This is a genomic window from Brevundimonas sp. UBA6550 (assembly GCF_002434505.1).
Classification (GTDB): Bacteria; Pseudomonadota; Alphaproteobacteria; order Caulobacterales; family Caulobacteraceae; genus Brevundimonas.
The window spans coordinates 287,482-303,776 of record NZ_DJKE01000001.1 but is presented as its reverse complement, the minus strand read 5'-3'; the positions used below and the strand labels follow the sequence as shown (position 1 = coordinate 303,776).

Annotated in this window: 22 protein-coding genes; 5 read left to right on the top strand and 17 right to left on the bottom strand. The window is 67.9% G+C overall.

Annotated elements, in window-relative coordinates:
* Positions 1-94 precede the first annotated feature (94 nt).
* Positions 95-928 carry an outer membrane protein gene (locus tag B3Z70_RS01430; protein WP_292024153.1) on the top strand — a complete coding sequence of 278 codons (834 nt, stop codon included), beginning with the start codon at positions 95-97 and terminating at the stop codon, positions 926-928.
* Between the two features lie 28 nt (positions 929-956).
* Here B3Z70_RS01430 and B3Z70_RS01425 read toward each other — a convergent pair whose 3' ends face one another.
* Positions 957-1,526 (bottom strand): YqgE/AlgH family protein, encoded by a 570-nt coding sequence (locus B3Z70_RS01425; RefSeq protein WP_292024152.1) that lies wholly within the window; start codon positions 1,524-1,526, stop codon positions 957-959.
* Positions 1,527-1,678: 152 nt separating this feature from the next.
* On the opposite strand from B3Z70_RS01425, the gene B3Z70_RS01420 reads away from it, so the two are divergent.
* Both B3Z70_RS01420 and B3Z70_RS01415 read left to right on the top strand, forming a co-directional pair.
* Positions 1,679-2,164, top strand: a complete 486-nt coding sequence (locus B3Z70_RS01420) for a peroxiredoxin (RefSeq protein WP_292024151.1) — start codon at positions 1,679-1,681, stop codon at positions 2,162-2,164.
* Between the two features lie 52 nt (positions 2,165-2,216).
* Complete coding sequence (locus B3Z70_RS01415; protein WP_292024150.1) at positions 2,217-2,648, top strand: very short patch repair endonuclease; 432 nt, start codon at positions 2,217-2,219, stop codon at positions 2,646-2,648.
* On the opposite strand, the gene B3Z70_RS01410 is transcribed toward B3Z70_RS01415, so the two are convergent.
* From B3Z70_RS01410 to B3Z70_RS01390, 5 genes are all read right to left on the bottom strand, one after another.
* On the bottom strand, positions 2,624-4,525 hold the full coding sequence (locus B3Z70_RS01410) for an ATP-binding protein (RefSeq protein WP_292024149.1): 1,902 nt from the start codon (positions 4,523-4,525) through the stop codon (positions 2,624-2,626). The genes B3Z70_RS01415 and B3Z70_RS01410 overlap by 25 nt on opposite strands.
* A gap of 67 nt (positions 4,526-4,592) precedes the next feature.
* Positions 4,593-5,642 carry a quinone-dependent dihydroorotate dehydrogenase gene (locus tag B3Z70_RS01405; RefSeq protein ID WP_292024171.1) on the bottom strand — a complete coding sequence of 350 codons (1,050 nt, stop codon included), beginning with the start codon at positions 5,640-5,642 and terminating at the stop codon, positions 4,593-4,595.
* Between the two features lie 5 nt (positions 5,643-5,647).
* Positions 5,648-5,992, bottom strand: coding sequence for a DUF952 domain-containing protein (locus tag B3Z70_RS01400; protein WP_292024148.1), 345 nt, complete (start codon positions 5,990-5,992; stop codon positions 5,648-5,650).
* The gene (locus tag B3Z70_RS01395; protein ID WP_292024147.1) at positions 5,989-6,501 is read right to left on the bottom strand and encodes a SixA phosphatase family protein; all 513 of its coding nucleotides are present in this window, start codon (positions 6,499-6,501) and stop codon (positions 5,989-5,991) included. Before B3Z70_RS01395 ends, B3Z70_RS01400 begins: the two co-directional genes overlap by 4 nt.
* A 60-nt stretch (positions 6,502-6,561) precedes the next feature.
* Positions 6,562-7,305, bottom strand: coding sequence for a methyltransferase domain-containing protein (locus B3Z70_RS01390; RefSeq protein WP_292024146.1), 744 nt, complete (start codon positions 7,303-7,305; stop codon positions 6,562-6,564).
* A gap of 46 nt (positions 7,306-7,351) precedes the next feature.
* Here B3Z70_RS01390 and gloB point away from each other — a divergent pair, with 46 nt between their 5' ends.
* Positions 7,352-8,074, top strand: coding sequence for a hydroxyacylglutathione hydrolase (gloB, locus tag B3Z70_RS01385; RefSeq protein WP_292024145.1), 723 nt, complete (start codon positions 7,352-7,354; stop codon positions 8,072-8,074).
* A 154-nt stretch (positions 8,075-8,228) separates the two neighbouring features.
* On the opposite strand, the gene B3Z70_RS01380 is transcribed toward gloB, so the two are convergent.
* From B3Z70_RS01380 to B3Z70_RS01350, 7 genes are all read right to left on the bottom strand, one after another.
* On the bottom strand, positions 8,229-8,945 hold the full coding sequence (locus tag B3Z70_RS01380) for a DUF4908 domain-containing protein (protein WP_292024170.1): 717 nt from the start codon (positions 8,943-8,945) through the stop codon (positions 8,229-8,231).
* A 100-nt stretch (positions 8,946-9,045) separates the two neighbouring features.
* Entirely contained in the window at positions 9,046-9,771 is a 726-nt protein-coding gene (phbB, locus tag B3Z70_RS01375; protein ID WP_017505756.1) for an acetoacetyl-CoA reductase, read from the bottom strand.
* Between the two features lie 128 nt (positions 9,772-9,899).
* Positions 9,900-10,961 (bottom strand): NAD(P)-dependent alcohol dehydrogenase, encoded by a 1,062-nt coding sequence (locus B3Z70_RS01370; RefSeq protein WP_292024144.1) that lies wholly within the window; start codon positions 10,959-10,961, stop codon positions 9,900-9,902.
* Between the two features lie 63 nt (positions 10,962-11,024).
* Positions 11,025-11,402 carry a GFA family protein gene (locus B3Z70_RS01365; RefSeq protein ID WP_292024143.1) on the bottom strand — a complete coding sequence of 126 codons (378 nt, stop codon included), beginning with the start codon at positions 11,400-11,402 and terminating at the stop codon, positions 11,025-11,027.
* Positions 11,403-11,414: 12 nt separating this feature from the next.
* Positions 11,415-12,164 (bottom strand): DUF72 domain-containing protein, encoded by a 750-nt coding sequence (locus tag B3Z70_RS01360; RefSeq protein ID WP_292024142.1) that lies wholly within the window; start codon positions 12,162-12,164, stop codon positions 11,415-11,417.
* Entirely contained in the window at positions 12,161-12,481 is a 321-nt protein-coding gene (locus B3Z70_RS01355; RefSeq protein WP_292024141.1) for a type II toxin-antitoxin system RelE/ParE family toxin, read from the bottom strand. Before B3Z70_RS01355 ends, B3Z70_RS01360 begins: the two co-directional genes overlap by 4 nt.
* Positions 12,478-12,732 (bottom strand): type II toxin-antitoxin system ParD family antitoxin, encoded by a 255-nt coding sequence (locus B3Z70_RS01350; protein ID WP_292024140.1) that lies wholly within the window; start codon positions 12,730-12,732, stop codon positions 12,478-12,480. The genes B3Z70_RS01355 and B3Z70_RS01350 overlap by 4 nt, the downstream gene beginning before the upstream one ends.
* Positions 12,733-12,835: 103 nt before the next feature.
* Between B3Z70_RS01350 and B3Z70_RS01345 the strand changes: the two genes are divergently transcribed.
* Positions 12,836-13,567 carry a hypothetical protein gene (locus tag B3Z70_RS01345; protein ID WP_292024139.1) on the top strand — a complete coding sequence of 244 codons (732 nt, stop codon included), beginning with the start codon at positions 12,836-12,838 and terminating at the stop codon, positions 13,565-13,567.
* Here the strand turns inward: B3Z70_RS01345 and B3Z70_RS01340 are convergent.
* From B3Z70_RS01340 to B3Z70_RS01325, 4 genes are all read right to left on the bottom strand, one after another.
* On the bottom strand, positions 13,564-14,925 hold the full coding sequence (locus B3Z70_RS01340; RefSeq protein ID WP_292024138.1) for a glutamate--cysteine ligase: 1,362 nt from the start codon (positions 14,923-14,925) through the stop codon (positions 13,564-13,566). The genes B3Z70_RS01345 and B3Z70_RS01340 overlap by 4 nt on opposite strands.
* An 89-nt stretch (positions 14,926-15,014) precedes the next feature.
* Complete coding sequence (locus B3Z70_RS01335; protein WP_292024137.1) at positions 15,015-15,746, bottom strand: 16S rRNA (uracil(1498)-N(3))-methyltransferase; 732 nt, start codon at positions 15,744-15,746, stop codon at positions 15,015-15,017.
* The gene (locus B3Z70_RS01330; protein WP_292024136.1) at positions 15,743-16,003 is read right to left on the bottom strand and encodes a Txe/YoeB family addiction module toxin; all 261 of its coding nucleotides are present in this window, start codon (positions 16,001-16,003) and stop codon (positions 15,743-15,745) included. The genes B3Z70_RS01335 and B3Z70_RS01330 overlap by 4 nt, the downstream gene beginning before the upstream one ends.
* On the bottom strand, positions 16,000-16,257 hold the full coding sequence (locus B3Z70_RS01325; protein ID WP_292024135.1) for a type II toxin-antitoxin system Phd/YefM family antitoxin: 258 nt from the start codon (positions 16,255-16,257) through the stop codon (positions 16,000-16,002). The genes B3Z70_RS01330 and B3Z70_RS01325 overlap by 4 nt, the downstream gene beginning before the upstream one ends.
* Positions 16,258-16,295 lie beyond the last annotated feature (38 nt).

The following is a 16,295-nucleotide window of genomic DNA, read 5'->3' as shown; positions in this document are numbered from 1 at the left end:
GCGGCGCACCTTTTTCGGGAACGTCCCGCGCGGTTTCGCTTTTCCGACGGCGAGCGGGGACTTCGCGCCCGCACCCAGCACGTAAGCCTCCCCCATGATCAAGACCCTCGCCTGCAGCGCCCTGGCGCTGGCCCTCGTCTCCACCCCGGCCCTGGCCCAATCGACCGTCCAGAACTGGTCCGGCCCCTATGTCGGCGTCTTCGGCGGCTATAACCAGACCAACGACGACGGCGACGAAATCCTGCGCTTCGACCGCAATCTGGACGGAAACTACGGCGACCCGGTCAATACGGCGGCCGGCGCCAATGCGTTCAGCCCCGGCTTCTGCGGCGGCGCGGCGTCCAGCGCCAGCCCCGCGACCGGCTGCAAGAGCGACAACAGCGGCGTCGAGGCGGGCGTGCGCGCCGGCTATGACTGGCAGTTCGGCAACATCGTCGTCGGCGCCCTGGCCGAATACACCGTCAACAACGCCCAGGATTCGGTGACCGGCTTCTCCACCACCCCGGCCTCCTACACCTTCACGCGCGAGCTGGAGAGCACGGCGGCCGCCCGTCTGCGTCTCGGCTATGCGGCCGGCAACGCCCTGATCTACGGCACCGGCGGCTACGCCTACGGCAAGTTCGACAACAAGTTCCGCACCTCGAACCAGGCCAACAGCTTCAGCCAGAACAGCGAAGGCGACGACGGCGACGGCTGGCAGGCCGGCGGCGGCGTGGAATACGCCCTGGGTCGCGGCCTGACCTTCACCGGCGAATACCTCTATACCTCGCTGGACGTGGACAGCCCGGTCGTGCGCGTGGGTCAGGGCACGGCGCCGGCGACCAACCCGTTCGTTCTGGCGCCCAACACCACGGGCACGGACATCACGCGCGGCAACGGCAAGTTCGGCACGCACATGTTCCGCGTGGGCATGAACTACCGCTTCTAGGTCTCGAAGCGGGGCGGTCGGGTCGGTATCAGGCCCGGCCGCCCTGGCTGGACAACATGGCCGCGTCCACGCCCAGCTGGGCCAGGGCGCGCGTCCATTTCGACGTGTGTTCGCCGTCGAAGATCAGATCCAGATCCGCCTCGGCGGTCAGCCAGACATTGTCGGCCAACTCCTCCTCCAACTGCCCTTCGCCCCAACCGGCATAGCCCAGCAGCAGGGCCGAGCGGCGCGGGCCGCCGACATCGTCGGTCATGGCCGTCAGGGCCTCGCGCGTGCCCGTCATCGCCAGGCCGTCGCCGAACGGCAGGCTGTCCTCGCCGATCATCCAGTCGTCGGTGTGCAGGACGAAGCCCCGTTCGCGCTCCACCGGCCCGCCCATCAGCACCGCCCGACCGATGGACTGGTCCGGCGCGGGCGCATCCAGCTTGTCCAGCACGGTCTTCAGGTCCACCCCCGGCGCGGGACGATCCAGCCTCAGGCCCATCGCATGGTCCGGGCCATGGGCGCAGATCAGGATGACCGCATGTTCGAACCGGGGATCGTCGATGCCGGGCATGGCCACCAGCAGGCGGCCGGTCAGGGGGGAGGCTTGGCTCATGATCCGCCCATCATCCGTCGCGAAAGCGGCGGGCGCAAGTCGGCGGACGCTTGCGGTTGGCCCGGCGGCCTCTATGTGTCGCAGGCGGTGTTTCACATCCGTTCGACGCCACGCCCTTTCCCTTTTTTCCTTCCCTGTCCGCGGAGACCTCCATGACCATCCAGATCGGCGATCGCATCCCAGACGCGACCCTGGCCCAGGCCACCGCCGAGGGCCCCAAGCCCGTCAGCACGGCCGACATCTTCGCCGGCAAGACCGTGGCCCTGTTCGCCGTGCCCGGCGCCTTCACCCCCACCTGCTCGGCCCGCCACCTGCCGGGCTTCAAGGGTCACCTGGCCGACATCCAGGGCAAGGGCGTCGATACGGTCGCCTGCATCTCGGTCAACGACGCCTTCGTCATGAAGGCCTGGGCCGACAGCCAGGACATCACCGACGACAGCATCGTCATGCTGGCCGACGGCAACGGCGAACTGACCAAGGCCCTGGGCCTGGTGCTGGACGGTTCGGGCTTCGGCCTGGGCGAGCGCTCGCAGCGCTATTCCATGCTGGTCAAGGACGGCGTGGTGACCCAGCTGAACATCGAACAGGGCGGCGAGTTCAAGGTGTCCTCGGCCGAGCATCTGCTGGCCCAGCTTTGATGTCTGTCGGTTCGGGCTTCAGCCGCGAAGCGATGGCCTGGACCGACCGAAGATGACGACGGACGTGTTCAGCCCGGAAAAGCGCAGCGCCGTCATGCGTCGCGTGAAGGGGCGGAACACGTCGCCGGAACTGGCCGTGCGCAAGATTTTGCGTGCGGCCGGCATCGGTTATCGGCTGGGCGGCTGCGGCCTGGCCGGTCGGCCGGATGTCGTGATGAAGGGCCGCCGCATCGCCCTGTTCGTCCACGGCTGTTTCTGGCACGGCCACGACTGCTCGAGAGGCGCGCGCCAGCCCAAGACCAACGCCGACTATTGGATCGCCAAGATCGGCCGCAACCGCGCCCGCGACGACGCCGCCGTTCAGGCGCTGCTGGCGGACGACTGGCGCGTGATCGTGGTTTGGGAATGCGACCTGCGCCGCCCTGACTTCGCCCCGGCCCTGATCGCCGAGGTGACGGGTCAGGCGGCCTCGGACCTGGCCTGAGCGGTTTCTTCCAGCACATGCTCCAGGGCGCCGATCAGGGCCGCGGGCGTCAGAGGCTTGGACACGAAATAGGCCATGCCCGCCGCCTGGCAGGCGGCGACGTCCTCGGGCGCCGTGTCGGCGGTGACGGCGACCACGGGCGTAAGAGCATTGGGGCCATGGCCGGCCCGCAGGCGGCGTGTGGTCTCTCGCCCGTCCAGTTCGGGCATTCGCACATCCATGAAGATGACGTCGAAGACCGTCTCCTCGCAGCGTTCCAGCGCGATCAGGCCGTCGGCGGCCGTGGTGATCTCGCACCCCAGGGGCTGGAGGATCAGCTGCACCGCGCGACGGTTGATGTCGTGATCGTCCACCACCAGCAGGCGCAAGGGTGCAACGGCGTCGTCCTCGTCGTCTGCCTCCGCCGCCTCGACGGTCGTCCCAGGTTCGGGCGCCGGCTCGGGCGCTGGCATGGGCGCGGCGACGGGCGTGGGCTCGCGCACCGTCGCGGTCGGCCTCAGGGCGCGGGCGATCTCCATGCGGCTTTCATCGACCGCCTCGGCGACCGGCTCGATCGCCTCGCCGCGCGGCAGGACCAGCGAGACGGTGAACCGCGACCCCTGGCCCGGCGTGCTGCGCACCGTCAGCCGTCCGCCCATCAGCTCCACCAGATTGCGGCTGATCGCCAGTCCCAGGCCCGATCCGCCATAGCGGGCGGTGACACCCTCGGCGGTCTGATCGAACGGGGTGAACAGTCGGTCCAACTGGACGGGCGTCATGCCCGGTCCGGTGTCGGCGATCTCGAACGTCAGAGCATAGGACGTCGGCTCTTCCAGCCAGCCCTGCACCCGCAGGGTGATGGTTCCGCTGTCGGTGAACTTCATGGCGTTGGACAACAGGTTGTTCAGCACCTGGCGAATGCGGATCACGTCGCCCTTGACCGACCGGGGCATGGTCGCCGCCCCCTCGATCCGCAGCTTCAGCCCCTTGGCCTCGGCCGGCGCGCGCCACAGTTGCAGCGTCTGGGCCAGCATCTGGCGCAGGTCGAAATCCTTGACCTCGATGGCCATTCGGCCCGCCCCGATGCGCGAATGGTCCAGCAGATCGTCCAGCAGGGACTTCATCATCAGGCCGGCGTCGGTGATCAGTTCGGCGTTCTGGCGCGATCCGGCGTCCGCGCCGCGCACCTCGGCCGCCCCGCTCAGGATCGCGCCGATGGGGGTGCGCAGATCATGGCCGATGGCGGCGAGGAAGGCGCGCTGCTCGCTCAGTTCGCGGCTCATCCGCTCGACGTGCGCCTCGGCCTGCAGGCGGTCGTGCTGCTCGCGCTTTAGCCGGTCGGCCAGGCCGCGCCAGACATTCAGGCAGTAGATGGTGAAGATGATCACCGCCGCCGCCGCCGTGATCGCGGCGCCCAGCGGCGCGCCCAGGCCCATCAGCAGGAAGGGGAAGGCCGCCATATAGAGGATCTGGGGCGCGGTGGTGCAGGCCAGCACGGTCAGCGACCGGGGCGCATTGACCATCGAATAGACCATGGCGGCCGACAGCATGATCGCCGCCGACACGCCGCCCGCCGCCCCGCCGAGCGCCCACAGAATGATCGAAAGGGCGCCGTACAGGCCGGTGTTGGCGAACATGGTCGCCCCGCCCAGGATGTTGCGCGCCCTGGACATCGGGCGCGGGACCGGCCGGTTCAGGGGCGCGAAGACGAAGGCTTCCCAGGCCTGGATGGCGATATAGGCCAGGCCCCAGGCCACGGCGGTGGGCCAGCCCACCAGCGACGTCGCCGCCAGGCTGCTGGCCATGCCCACGGCGATGCGCTGCATCATCGCGCCCCGGCGTTGCCGGACCGCATAGGCCCAGCCGCTGACCGTATCGGCGCCCGTGGTGTGCGACATGCATTTCCCCGCTTGGCGCGATGACGCGCTTCGCGGGGATTTATCCGTGATCGAGCCTAACGCTCCGTCAACGGCCCGCGCCGATCGCCTCGGACAGGGTGGAAAAGCCGTCGGCGCGCAGCCGGGCGGCCAGGTCGCGCTTGATCCGGGCGACCAGACCCGGCCCCTCGTAAATCAGGGCGGAATAGATTTGCACCGCCGAGGCGCCCAGCCGGATGCGGGCATAGGCTTCCGCGCCGCTGTCGATCCCGCCCACCGCGATCAGGGGCAGACGCCCGCCCGCCGCCTCGGCCGCCGCGCGCAGGGCCTTTTCGGCGAAGGGCCGGATGGGCGCGCCCGACAGGCCGCCGGTCTCGTGCGCCTGGGGCGAGCGCAGGGTCTCGGGCCGCTCCAGCGTGGTGTTGGATACGATCAGCCCGTCGATCCGGTGCGCCAGCGACGCCTCCACGATCATGCCGATCTCGTCGGCGATCAGGTCGGGCGCGATCTTCAGGAAGACCGGCACGCGCGCCGGGCCCGTCGCCGGGCGGGCGGCGTCGATGCGGCCCAACAGGTCGTCCAGCTGCGCCCGGCCCTGCAAGGCGCGCAGGCCCGGCGTATTGGGCGAGGAGATGTTGACGGTGAAATAGCTGGCGCGCCCGGCCAGACGCTTCAGGCCCGCCACATAATCGGCCGCCTTGTCCTCCGTATCCTTGTTGGCCCCCAGATTGGCCCCGACCACCACGCCCGAGGGGCGCCTATCCAGCCGGGCTGCGAAGGCGTCCAGCCCGGCGTTGTTGAACCCCATCCGGTTGATGATGGCGCGGTCCTCGGTCAGGCGGAACAGGCGCGGCTGGGGATTGCCGGCCTGGGCGCGCGGCGTGACCGAGCCGCATTCGACGAAGCCGAAGCCCAGACGCGACAGGCCGCGCAGGGCCTCGCCGTTTTTGTCCAGACCGGCGGCCAGACCGACCGGATTGGGCAGGTCCAGCCCGGCCAGCGCCGTCCTCAGGATCGGATCGTCGGTCGACGGCCGGGGCAGGCGGGCGAAGGCCAGCCCCTTGATCGCCAGACGGTGCGCCTGTTCGGGATCCAGACGCCGCAGGGCGGCGGCGCCCGCGTCGCTGATGCGCGCCATCAGGCTCATGCCGCGTCCCCGACCTGCATCTCGCCCTCGGCGGTGACGTTCAGGGTGCGGGTCTTGATAACCGCCGAGACGGGCAGGGGCGCATAGAGGTGCGGGAACAGGGCGCCGCCCCGCGACGGCTCCCAGACCACGTCGTCGCCCAGGCGCGTCAGGTCGACGTCCAGCAGCAGCAGGTCGCGGCGACCGGCGAAATGCCGTCGCGCCGTCTCGGCCAGCTGCGCCTCGGTCGACATATGGATATAGCCGTCGGCCAGATCGACGGGCGCGCCGTCATAGCGGCCCTCGGCGACGGCCGCGCGCCATTCGGCGGCGTCCACGATCTTGTAGGCGATGTCGGTCACAGCGAGGGCGCGCCCAGCGACCGGGGCGTCAGAAACCCTTCGTAGGCGCAGCGCCCCGCCGCATCGACGGTGAACAGGGCGGCCGCGCCGGTGGGAAAACCGCCCGACAGCTTGTCCACCACCGCCGGCGAAGCCGCACTTTCGATCAGATATTCGGCCGCCAGCACATGGACGCCCGGATTGTGCGCCAGGACCAGCAGGCAGCCGGCCTCGTCCTCGCCGGCCTCGACGAAGCGGCGGATGACGTCGGCGGAGGCGTTGTACAGATTGGCCTCGTCGCGCACCTCCACATCGCCCAGGGCGTCGTGCATCTGCTCCCAGGTCTGGCGCGTCCGCACGGCGGTCGAGACCAGGGCCAGGTCGGGCTTCAGCCCGCGTTCGGCCAGGGCGCGGCCCATCAGGACCGCCTCGGCGCGGCCGGCGGCGGACAGGGGGCGGGCCTCGTCGCCGCCGCCGGACGGGGCGGAGGTTTCGGCCTGGGCGTGCCGCATCAGGATCAGTCGGTGCATGGCCTTCGCCATAAGGCGGTTTCGCCCGGCCCGCCAGATGGGGCGACGGTCAACTCGCCGTCAGTCGCGATGTTCGCCCCGCGAAGAGACGGAGGCGACGGGCTGGGGCGTCAGGACGGGGGCGGCGACGCGCTGGGCATGGCCGCTGGGCCGGATGCGGGCATAGCCCTGGCGCGACGCCTCCAGCAGGATCAGGCCGGCGGTTCCCGGAAAGACATGGCGGCCCACCTGTTCGAACCCTTCGGCCAGGGGCAGCAGCGGCCCCCACGGCGGCACATACAGGGTCTGGGACCAGGCCATGGGCTCCAGCCCCACGTCGCGCACCAGCCGCTCCAGCTGGCGCCGCGTGAAAGGGCGTCCGTGGCCGAAAGGGGTGTTGTCCGCCCGCGCCCACAGGCCGCCGCGCGCCGCCGCCGCCAGGATGATCCGCCCGGTGGGGGACAGCGCCCTGACGGCTTCCAGCAGCAGGGCGGCGGGATCGTCCGCCTCCTCCAGCGCATGGACCAGCAGGATGCGGTCGAACGATCCGGCGGGGAAGGGCAGGCGGCGGTCGTCCACCAGAAGGGTGCGGTTGCGCCCGACCGTGGGCCACTGCTCGACCCCCTGACCGCCCGGCATGGCCGCGACCACCCGTCGCGCGCCGACGAAGGCGTCCAGCCACGGCGTGGCGTAACCGATGCCCAGCACGTCGCAATCGGCCGCCTCGCCCCAGGCGTCGTCCAGCCGGCGCGCCACCAGCCGACGCGCCAGGGCGCCGTTCGGTTCGCCGTAGAAGGTTCGAAGCTCGTCGATGCTGCGCCGCATCCGGCCACTATAGGCCCGGCGACCGCCCTCCTGCTAGGATGGCGGCATGACCCTGGACGTTCATCTGTTCCCCTGCCGCAGCGACAACTACGGCTTTCTGATCCGCGATGCGGCGACCGGCGTGGTCGCGGCGGTCGATACGCCGGACGCCGCGCGGATTCTGGAAGAGTTGGAGCGGCTGGGCTGGGGGCGGCTGGATATGATCCTCAATACCCACTGGCACCCCGATCACACCGAGGGCAACGAACGGCTGAAGTCCGAATGGGCTTGCGAGATCGTCGGGCCGGAAGAGGTGCGGCGCGTCGCCCCGCTGGACCGCGTGGTGGCGGACGGCGATGTGGTGATGGTGGGCGAGACGCGGTTCGAGGTCACGGCCACGCCCGGCCACACCCTGGGCCATGTGGTGTTCCACGCGCCCGACGACGGCCTGGCCTTCGTCGGCGACACCCTGTTCGCCCTGGGCTGCGGCCGGCTGTTCGAAGGCGCGCCGGAACAGATGTTCGCCAGCCTGCAACGGCTGAAAGTCTGGCCCGCCGCCACGGTCATCTGGTGCGCCCACGAATACACCGCCGCCAACGCCCGTTTCACCCTGAGCCTGGACGACCGGCCCGAAACCGCCGCCCATGCCCAGGCGATCTTCACCGCCCGCGAGCGCGGCGAACCGACCGTGCCGACGACAATGGGGGTGGAAAAGCGTTTCAACCCCTTCCTGACCGCAGCCGACACCGAACAGTTCGCCGCGCGCCGGGCGGCGAAGGACGCTTTCTAGGCGCTTTTCCAGTCCGTCATTCCGGGGCCGAGGGCAGCGAGGAACCCGGAGCCCAGGGGGCGGTCGCTATCCCTGGGGGATGCTCAAGCAGAGCCTCCGATCGCCTGGGTTCCGGGTTCGTCCTACGGACGTCCCGGAATGACGACAGAGACGATCAGCGGTTCAGAGCGTCGCCGGCGACGACCCGGACGATGCGGGCCGAGGACGGCCGGCCGGCCATGCCGGCGTCGGCGTCGATGACGATCCGCAGCGTGCCCTGGACCAGGGTGACGCCGGGCCGGCCCTGATCGGACACCACCACGCGCCGCACCCGCTCGACCTGGCCGCGCAGGTTGGAGGCGCGGGCCATGCGCACGATGGCGTCGCTGGCGGCCGAGACCGTTTCGGCCGCGACCTGTTCGGAACCCGGCTGGATGTCCACGTCGATCACGATCAGCCGGCCCATGGCCTGGCTGGCGCGATAGCTCTGACGCATGAAGTAATCGACCAGCTGGGCCCCGGTCAGGGTGGCGCTGGCCAGCCCTTGCGCGTCCCCGACGCGCGACACGGGCGACCCCTGCGGCGCGGCGGTGGTATAGAGGGTCACGCCGCCGTCGGGCGTGACTTTCAGCACCTGATCGCCGTTGTCGTTGCGATAGATGATGTCGCCGCGCGGCGCGGGCGTGGGGCGCAGCACCCAGACCTCGGTCGACCGCTCGAACCGCATTAGGGCGCGCGAGCCCGACGTGTCCAGGATGAAGGCCTGGCCGTTGCCGCTGACATAGCGGGCGGTGGGCGGCACGCTGCGGCGCGTCTGGGCGTGACAGTCGGCGGGCAGGACGGCGGGCGCGGCGAGGCTGACGCCCACGACCGCGAGGGCGACGACCGCCATCGCGGTCACGCGCGGCGATTTTTTCGCCCTGACCGTTCCCAACAACTTCATGACAGACTTGATGAAAGCGACGCGCGGCGGATTTTGGGCGAAGGCCGTCTCAACCGACCAGGTATTGACCGCCGTTCAGCGACAGGGTGCAGCCTGTGACATATCCGGCACGCTCGCCCACCAGCCAGGACACCATGTCGGCGATCTCCTCGCCCTTGCCCAGGCGGCCGACGGGGATGTGGCTGATGATGCCTTCCAGCACCTTGGGGTCCATGGCGCCGACCATTTCGGTGTCGATATAGCCGGGCGCGATGCAGTTGACGGTGACGCCCTTCCTCGCATTCTCCAGCGCCAGGGCCTTGGTGAAGCCGATCATCCCGGCCTTGGCGGCGGAATAGTTGGTCTGGCCGATCTGGCCCTTCTGGCCGTTGATCGAGGAGATGTTGACGATGCGGCCATGGCCCCGGTCGCGCATCCCGTTGATGACCTGGCGCGTCATATTGAACACGCTGTCCATATTGACGCGGATCACGTCGGACCACTGGTCGTGGCTCATCTTGTGGAAGAAGCCGTCGCGGGTGATGCCGGCGTTGTTGACCAGGATGTCGATGGGGCCGAGCTGATCCTCGACCTCCTTTACGGCGCGGGCGCAGTCGTCGAAGCTGCCGACATTGCCCTTGACCACCATGACGTCCAGCGCATCGGCGATGGCCTTGGCCGCCTCGTCATTGCCGGAATAGCCGGCGGCGACCTTGAACCCGTCCTCGTGCAGGCGCTGAACGATCGCCTTGCCGATGCCCCGGGTCCCGCCCGTTACGAAAGCCACGCGCGCCATGTCGTCTCCTGTCCCTTGCCGGCCTTTCGAAAGGCCTTGTCGGGGCTCAGGATTAACGCCCGAGGCCCCGCGCGCAAGACGTGAATCTGACGCAACGGAAGTTTCACCCTCCGTCGCGTTCCGATCCGTCAGGCGGCCAGCTTCTCCATGTCGATGACGAAGCGATAGCGGACGTCCGACTTCTCCATCCGCTCATAGGCCTCGTTGATCTGATCCGGGGCGATGGTCTCGATGTCGCAGGCGATGCCGTGCCGGGCGCAGAAGTCCAGCATCTCTTGCGTCTCCCTGATCCCGCCGATCAGCGAGCCGGCGATGCGGCGACGACGCCAAAGCAGCGGCAGGGCGAACACCGGCAGGCCCTCGGTCGTCAGGCCCAGCATGATCATTGTGCCGTCGCGCGCCAGCAGCTGGACGTGGCTGGCGATCTCGTGCGTGGCCGAGACGGTGTTGATGATCAGGTCGAACTTCTCGGCGGCCGCCTTCATCGCATCCTTGTCGGAGTTGATCAGGAAGTGTTTGGCCCCCATCCGTTCAGCGTCGGCCTTCTTGCGGTCCGAGGTGGACAGGACGGTGACCTCCGCCCCCATGGCCGCCGCCAGCTTGACCGCCATATGGCCCAGACCGCCCAGGCCGATGACCGCCACCCTGGAGCCCGGCCCGACGCCCCATTCCTTCAGCGGCGAATAGGTGGTGATGCCGGCGCACAGCAGGGGGGCGGCGACATCCAGCGCCAGGCTGTCGGGGATGGACAGGACGAAATGCTGATCGACCGTGATGTGGTCGGAATAGCCGCCCTGAGTAATCGTCTCGCTGGTCCCGCCCTTCTTGTCCTTGCCGCCATAAGTGCCGGTGAAGCCGGGGACGCAGTACTGTTCGACGCCTTCCTGGCACGAGGCGCATTTGCGGCAGCTGTCGACCATGCAGCCGACGCCGACCCGGTCGCCTTCCTTGAAGCGGGTGACGTTGGCGCCCACCGCCTTGACCACGCCGGCGATCTCGTGGCCCGGCACCAGCGGATAGGTGGATCGGCCGGTCTCGCTGCGGGCGGCGTGCAGATCGGAATGGCAGACGCCGCAGTATTTGACGTCGATCAGCACATCGTCCGGGCCGGGATCGCGGCGGTCGAAACGATAGGGCGTCAGCGGCTTGTCGGCGGCGGTCGCGGCGAAGGCGCGTGTGGCGATCGGCATGGGAAGTCCTTTGGTCTTGGCGGGGGCGTCAGATGCGATCGCTGCGGCGGGGCCGCAACGTTGTCACCACAGGTTCTTGCCGTCGATGACGGTGACCGGGTGCGATGCGGCGTCGAAGTCGTCGAACAGACGCGCGTTGACGGCGATGCGGCGTTTGCCCGCCTTGAAGTCCTTTTCGGGCACGAAGATCGGACTGTCGGCATAGATATCGCACCCGCAACGAGCGCAGAAGTTGTTGGCGACCAGCTTGGTTTTCCAGAAATAGGTGCTTTCGCTGGCCCTATCCTGAGGGAACAGACGACGGAAGGCTGTCGGCTCGTAGTAGGCATATAGACGTCCGCGTTTCGAACACAGGCTGCAGGTGCAGCGCGTCAGTTCGTCGGGGATATCGCCGTCGATCTCGAAGGCGATGTCGCCGCAGTGGCAGCGTCCGGTGATCATGGCCTGGCTCCGCTATTTCAGCTTGGCGATCAGCGCCTGAGCCGCCGCCGGGTTCCGCACCTTGGCCCCCGAGATGAAATAGGCGAAGACGTCGCCGCGTTTCGCCCAGGCCCTGGCCTGATCGGCCACGGCGTCCAGCTCGCTCGCGGTCATGCCGGTCGGCTCGTCCTCGCGGCTGGACATTAGCCGGGCATAGGTAAAGTCGGCGGTCGCCTCGTCGATCTGGGGCCAGGTCGGCTCCTCGTCGTCCACGGCATAGACGATGGCCGCGCCGTATTTGCGGGCCAGGTCGTAGAACTGTTCCGTGGCGAAGGTCGGGTTGCGAACCTCCAGCGCGTGGCGCAGCCGCACACCATTCTTTTCCTTGGGCAACAGCTTCAGGAAGCCCTCGAAATCCTCGGGATCGAACTTCTTGGTCCCTATGAACTGCCAGTTGATCGGCCCCAGTTTGTCGCCCAGTTCGGTCAGGCCCTGCGACAGGAAACGGTCGAAGCTCTCGGCCCCGTCGGACAGCACCTTGCGATTGGTGCAGTAGCGGCTGGCCTTGACCGAAAAGACGAAACCGGCGGGCGTCTCGTCGCGCCACTTCTTCCAGCTGTCGGGCTTGAAGGTCGAATAATAGGTGCCGTTGATCTCGATGGAGGTCAGTTTGGACGCCGCATATTCCAGCTCCCGCTTCTGCACCAACCCCTCGGGATAGAAGACCCCGCGCCACGGCTCGAACGTCCAGCCGCCGACTCCGACATGGATGGGATGGGTCATGGATGGTCGCCTTCGTCGCTGGATCCGTAAGGGTCGCCCTGCCAATCTTCGTGTCCGTGCCGAACCCGCTGGATGAGGACGCCGTCCGGTTCCTGATCATAGATGATCACGTGGGCTTTGAAGACAAACACCCGAACCGGCGGGGCATACTCCAAACGCAACCGCGCAATGGTCGGCGTCGCGGCAAGGCGACGAAACAGAGCGTCCAGATCGTCCTGATATCGGTCGGCCTGTCGCGGACCGAATTGGTCGTGTTCCTGAATATAGATGGCGACGAGATCCTCGCTCGCCTCCTTCGACAGCCGATAGCCGCTCATCCCGCCTTACGCCGCGCGGTGATGCGAGAAAGAGCTTCGGCGCGAATGTCGGCCATGGTCATGTCGCTGATCCCGCTTGCCCGGCCCTCGTCGATCAGCCTTTGCATGTGTGCGATTTTCTCGGCCTTGACCTGCTCGCGGCGGATCAGATCGCGCACCACGTCGGACGTGTTGGCATAGCGCCCGGATTTGGCCTGTTCCTCGACCCAGGCCTTCATCGGATCGGGCAGGGAGATGTTCATCGTCGCCATGATCGGCCTCCTGGATATCAGAGGCAGCGTTTTGGCAATCCTTGTCAAGTCAAGTCCGGCGATATCGGCTGGCGTCGGGATTTGGGATGGATAGGATGGACCCATGATCGCCACCCTTCTTCTGATCGCCGCGCTTCAATCCGACGCGGGCGGCCTCCAGACCCTGACGCGCGTCGACGATCGCGCCTGCACCGGCGACGGGGCCTGGTGCGTGGGTCTGGCGCAGGGCGTGCAGGATGGAGAGCCGGTGGTGCGGCCCGTCCTGCGCCGGGGCGACGCCTCGCTCGCCGCCAAGCCCGAAGACAGCGAGGTCGAGAGTTTCCAGCCGTGGACCGGCCTGATCCGCCTGGGCGACGGCGGCGCCTTGGCCGGGGTGCAGGTGGAGACCCGCAGCATGTATTCGGGCGGCGGCGGCCAGGCGACGGAGCTGCGGCTCTATCGGCTGGATGCGCGGGGCGACGCGGCGTCGACGCCGGTCCTGTCCGTGCCGATCCAGAGTTCGCTGATGATCCGGGCCTGTTTCAGCGAGGAGGACATGACGCAGAGGGCGGGCGCCTGTCACGATGAATACGGTTTCGAAGGCGTGCTGACCGTCGAGGCGCAGGCGGGCGAGACCCTGCCCGTGCTGACCTATGCGACCACCGCGACCGCCTATCCGCGCGGCGCCTCGCGATCCGAGGATTCGCTGGAGAAGCCGCCGCTGAAGCCCGCCGACCTGATCACGGTGCGCGATCCGAAATGCAGTTTCACGCGCCGGTTCACCTTCGACGCCGCTGCGGGCGAATACCGCCCGGATCGCAAACTGCCCGACTGTTCGGACTACACCACGCCCTAATAGGCGAAGTCGGCGTAGATGCGTTTGACGTCGCCCTGCCAGGCGCCATGATACAGGTCCAGCAGGCGTTCGGCGGGGGTGATCCCGCTGTCGGCGATGTCTTCCAGTTCCGACAGATAGCCGCGCTCGTCCACCATGCCGCCCGAGAATTTGGCGCGGTTCTTCAAGCCTTGTTTGGCGATGTTGACCAGGTCGACGGCGATGTCGCGCACGCTGCGGCCCGCGACCTCGGCCTTCAGGCCCAGGCGCGTCACGTCGCGGCGCAGGCGCTCGTGGTCGGCGATGTCCCAATCCTTGACCAGGTCCCAGGCGGCGGCCAGCGACGGCGCGTCGTACAGGACCCCGGCCCAAAGGGCGGGCAGGGCGCAGATGCGGCTCCACGGCCCGCCGTCGGCGCCACGCATCTCCAGATAGGATTTCAGCCGCACCTCGGGGAAAAGCGTCGTCAGGTGGTCGTTCCAGTCCTTGAGGGTCGGATATTCGCCGGGCAGGGCGGGCAGTTTGCCGGCCTGAAAATCGCGGAACGACTGGCCCGAGGCGTCGACGTATTTGCCGTCGCGCTTGGCGAAATACATAGGCGTGTCCAGGGCGTAGTCGGCATAGCGTTCGAAGCCGAAACCGTCCTCGTAGACAAAGCCCAGCATTCCGGTGCGGTCGGCGTCGGTGTCGGTCCAGACATTGGCGCGGGCCGACAGGAAGCCGTTGGGCCGTCCCTCGGTGAAGGGCGAACAGGCGAACAGGGCCGTGGCGATGGGCTGAAGCGCCAGCGAGGTGCGGAACTTCATCACCATGTCGGCTTCGGAATCGAAGTCCAGGTTCGCCTGGATGGTGCAGGTGCGCAGCATCATGTCCAGACCCAGGGTCCCGACCTTGGGCATATAGGCGCGCATGATGTCATAGCGGCCCTTGGGCATGACCGGAATGTCGGCGCGCGTCCACAGCGGGTCGAAACCGGCGCCCAGGAAGCCGACGCCGATCTGGTCTGCGACCTGCTTGACCTCCATCAGATGCTGGCCGGTCTCGTTGCAGATGTCGTGGATGGTCAGAAGCGGCGCGCCCGACAGTTCCAACTGACCGCCGGGCTCCAGGCTGACCGAGGCGACGAAGCCTTCGCTGTTCTTGCGCTCCAGCCCGATCAGGAAGCCGTTCTCCTCGACCCGCGACCAGCCGAACCGCTCCAACCCTTCCAGCATGGCCTTGATGCCGTTCGGGCCGTCATAGGCGGGGCGCGCCAGGGTGATCTTGTCGAAGCCGAACTTCTCGTGCTCGGCGCCGATGCGCCATTGATCCTTGGGCTTGACCCCCTTGGACATGGCCTCGATCAGGGCGGTCCGGGTCAGCGGCGCGTTGTCGGTCATGCGTCAGTTCCCTGCGGCGCGCCGTAAGCGACCGTGTGTCGCGGCTAGATGGGCAAGATTGCGGCGCGGCTCAAGAGCATCCGTGACACTTATCGTTCCCAATCGCCGACCGCCGCCTGCCACAGGGTCATGGCGGCGATGGCGGCGGTGTCGGCGCGCAGGATGCGCGGACCCAGAGAAACGGAGGTGGTGAAGGGCAGGGACCGCAGCCGCTCGCCCTCTTCCGGCGAGAACCCACCCTCCGGCCCGATCAGGATGGACCATTTTTGCTCTTGGGGACCAGCGCCCGCAGCCGCCAGCGCCAATATCGCCGGCGCGCCGCCGGTCTCGTCGCAGAACATCAGCCGGCGTCCGGCTTCCCAGCCATCCAGCAGGGCGTCCAGCTTCACCGGATCGTCGACCGCAGGCACGTCCATCCGCCCGGTCTGTTCGGCGGCCTCCTCGGCGATGGCGTCCAGCCGATCCAGGCGGATGCGGTCGGCGTTGGTGCGTTTGGTCAGCACCAGCCGCACCCGCCGCGCGCCCAGTTCCGCCGCCTTTTCCACGATGGTCTCGACCCTGGCCTTCTTCACCACGGCGACGATCAGCTCCAGATCGGGGCCGAAGGTCTGGGGCCGGACCTGTTCCTCGGCCCGCAGGATCACGCCCTTCTTCAGCACCTCCGCGACCGAACACCGCCACTCGCCGTCGCGACCGTTGAAAGCCAGCAGTTCGTCCCCGACCTTCAACCGCATGACCTGGGTCAGATAGCGGGATTGGTCCAGCGTCGGGGCGACGGGCGCGGCGGCGGCGAGCGGCGATGTTACGTGGAGGCGGATCATCGGTCGTAGTGATAGCGGCATTGGGCGATCAAAAGCGCATCGTCCGTCACGCGATAGACGAGGCGATGCTCCTGGTCGATGCGTCGCGACCACCATCCCGTGAAATCGCCCTTCAACGGTTCCGGTTTTCCAGTCCCGGAAAGAGGCGTCCGCTGGCATTCCGTGATCAGCCGATTGAGCTTTCGCAGCATCTTTCGATCATGGTCTTGCCAGTGAAGGTAATCCTCCCACCCGTAGGTCTGGAAGGTCAGCTTCATTCTTCGATCAGTTCGCGAACCTGACCGCCGCCCGCATCGAGTTCGGAGATCGCTTCACGCAACCGCGCGGCGTTCGCCGGGCTGCGCAGCAGATACTCCGTCTCTTGCCAGGAGGCGAAGTCCTCCAGCGACATCAACACAGCCGCGGGCTTGCCCCCCTCGCGCGTGATGATGGTGTAGTCATGATCCGCCGTGACCCGGTCGATGGCCGAGGCGAGGTTCTTGCGGAGTTCGGTGACAGACATCGCGTTCATGGCTTCAATGTACAGGTTTCTGTACATTGAGGCAAGCG

Bases quoted from the DNA above. Each gene is read 5' to 3' on its own strand.
- B3Z70_RS01345 (WP_292024139.1), top strand. From the start codon at position 12,836: ATGATCGCCACCCTTCTTCTGATCGCCGCGCTTCAATCCGACGCGGGC.
- B3Z70_RS01365 (WP_292024143.1), bottom strand. From the start codon at position 11,402: ATGATCACCGGACGCTGCCACTGCGGCGACATCGCCTTCGAGATCGAC.
- B3Z70_RS01380 (WP_292024170.1), bottom strand. From the start codon at position 8,945: ATGGCGGTCGTCGCCCTCGCGGTCGTGGGCGTCAGCCTCGCCGCGCCC.
- B3Z70_RS01355 (WP_292024141.1), bottom strand. From the start codon at position 12,481: ATGAGCGGCTATCGGCTGTCGAAGGAGGCGAGCGAGGATCTCGTCGCC.
- B3Z70_RS01390 (WP_292024146.1), bottom strand. From the start codon at position 7,305: ATGCGGCGCAGCATCGACGAGCTTCGAACCTTCTACGGCGAACCGAAC.
- B3Z70_RS01340 (WP_292024138.1), bottom strand. From the start codon at position 14,925: ATGACCGACAACGCGCCGCTGACCCGGACCGCCCTGATCGAGGCCATG.
- B3Z70_RS01410 (WP_292024149.1), bottom strand. From the start codon at position 4,525: ATGTCGCACACCACGGGCGCCGATACGGTCAGCGGCTGGGCCTATGCG.
- B3Z70_RS01360 (WP_292024142.1), bottom strand. From the start codon at position 12,164: ATGACCCATCCCATCCATGTCGGAGTCGGCGGCTGGACGTTCGAGCCG.
- B3Z70_RS01370 (WP_292024144.1), bottom strand. From the start codon at position 10,961: ATGCCGATCGCCACACGCGCCTTCGCCGCGACCGCCGCCGACAAGCCG.
- B3Z70_RS01420 (WP_292024151.1), top strand. From the start codon at position 1,679: ATGACCATCCAGATCGGCGATCGCATCCCAGACGCGACCCTGGCCCAG.
- B3Z70_RS01330 (WP_292024136.1), bottom strand. From the start codon at position 16,003: ATGAAGCTGACCTTCCAGACCTACGGGTGGGAGGATTACCTTCACTGG.
- B3Z70_RS01350 (WP_292024140.1), bottom strand. From the start codon at position 12,732: ATGGCGACGATGAACATCTCCCTGCCCGATCCGATGAAGGCCTGGGTC.
- B3Z70_RS01430 (WP_292024153.1), top strand. From the start codon at position 95: ATGATCAAGACCCTCGCCTGCAGCGCCCTGGCGCTGGCCCTCGTCTCC.
- gloB (WP_292024145.1), top strand. From the start codon at position 7,352: ATGACCCTGGACGTTCATCTGTTCCCCTGCCGCAGCGACAACTACGGC.
- B3Z70_RS01405 (WP_292024171.1), bottom strand. From the start codon at position 5,642: ATGGCGCGCATCAGCGACGCGGGCGCCGCCGCCCTGCGGCGTCTGGAT.
- phbB (WP_017505756.1), bottom strand. From the start codon at position 9,771: ATGGCGCGCGTGGCTTTCGTAACGGGCGGGACCCGGGGCATCGGCAAG.
- B3Z70_RS01395 (WP_292024147.1), bottom strand. From the start codon at position 6,501: ATGCACCGACTGATCCTGATGCGGCACGCCCAGGCCGAAACCTCCGCC.
- B3Z70_RS01415 (WP_292024150.1), top strand. From the start codon at position 2,217: ATGACGACGGACGTGTTCAGCCCGGAAAAGCGCAGCGCCGTCATGCGT.
- B3Z70_RS01335 (WP_292024137.1), bottom strand. From the start codon at position 15,746: ATGATCCGCCTCCACGTAACATCGCCGCTCGCCGCCGCCGCGCCCGTC.
- B3Z70_RS01325 (WP_292024135.1), bottom strand. From the start codon at position 16,257: ATGAACGCGATGTCTGTCACCGAACTCCGCAAGAACCTCGCCTCGGCC.
- B3Z70_RS01425 (WP_292024152.1), bottom strand. From the start codon at position 1,526: ATGAGCCAAGCCTCCCCCCTGACCGGCCGCCTGCTGGTGGCCATGCCC.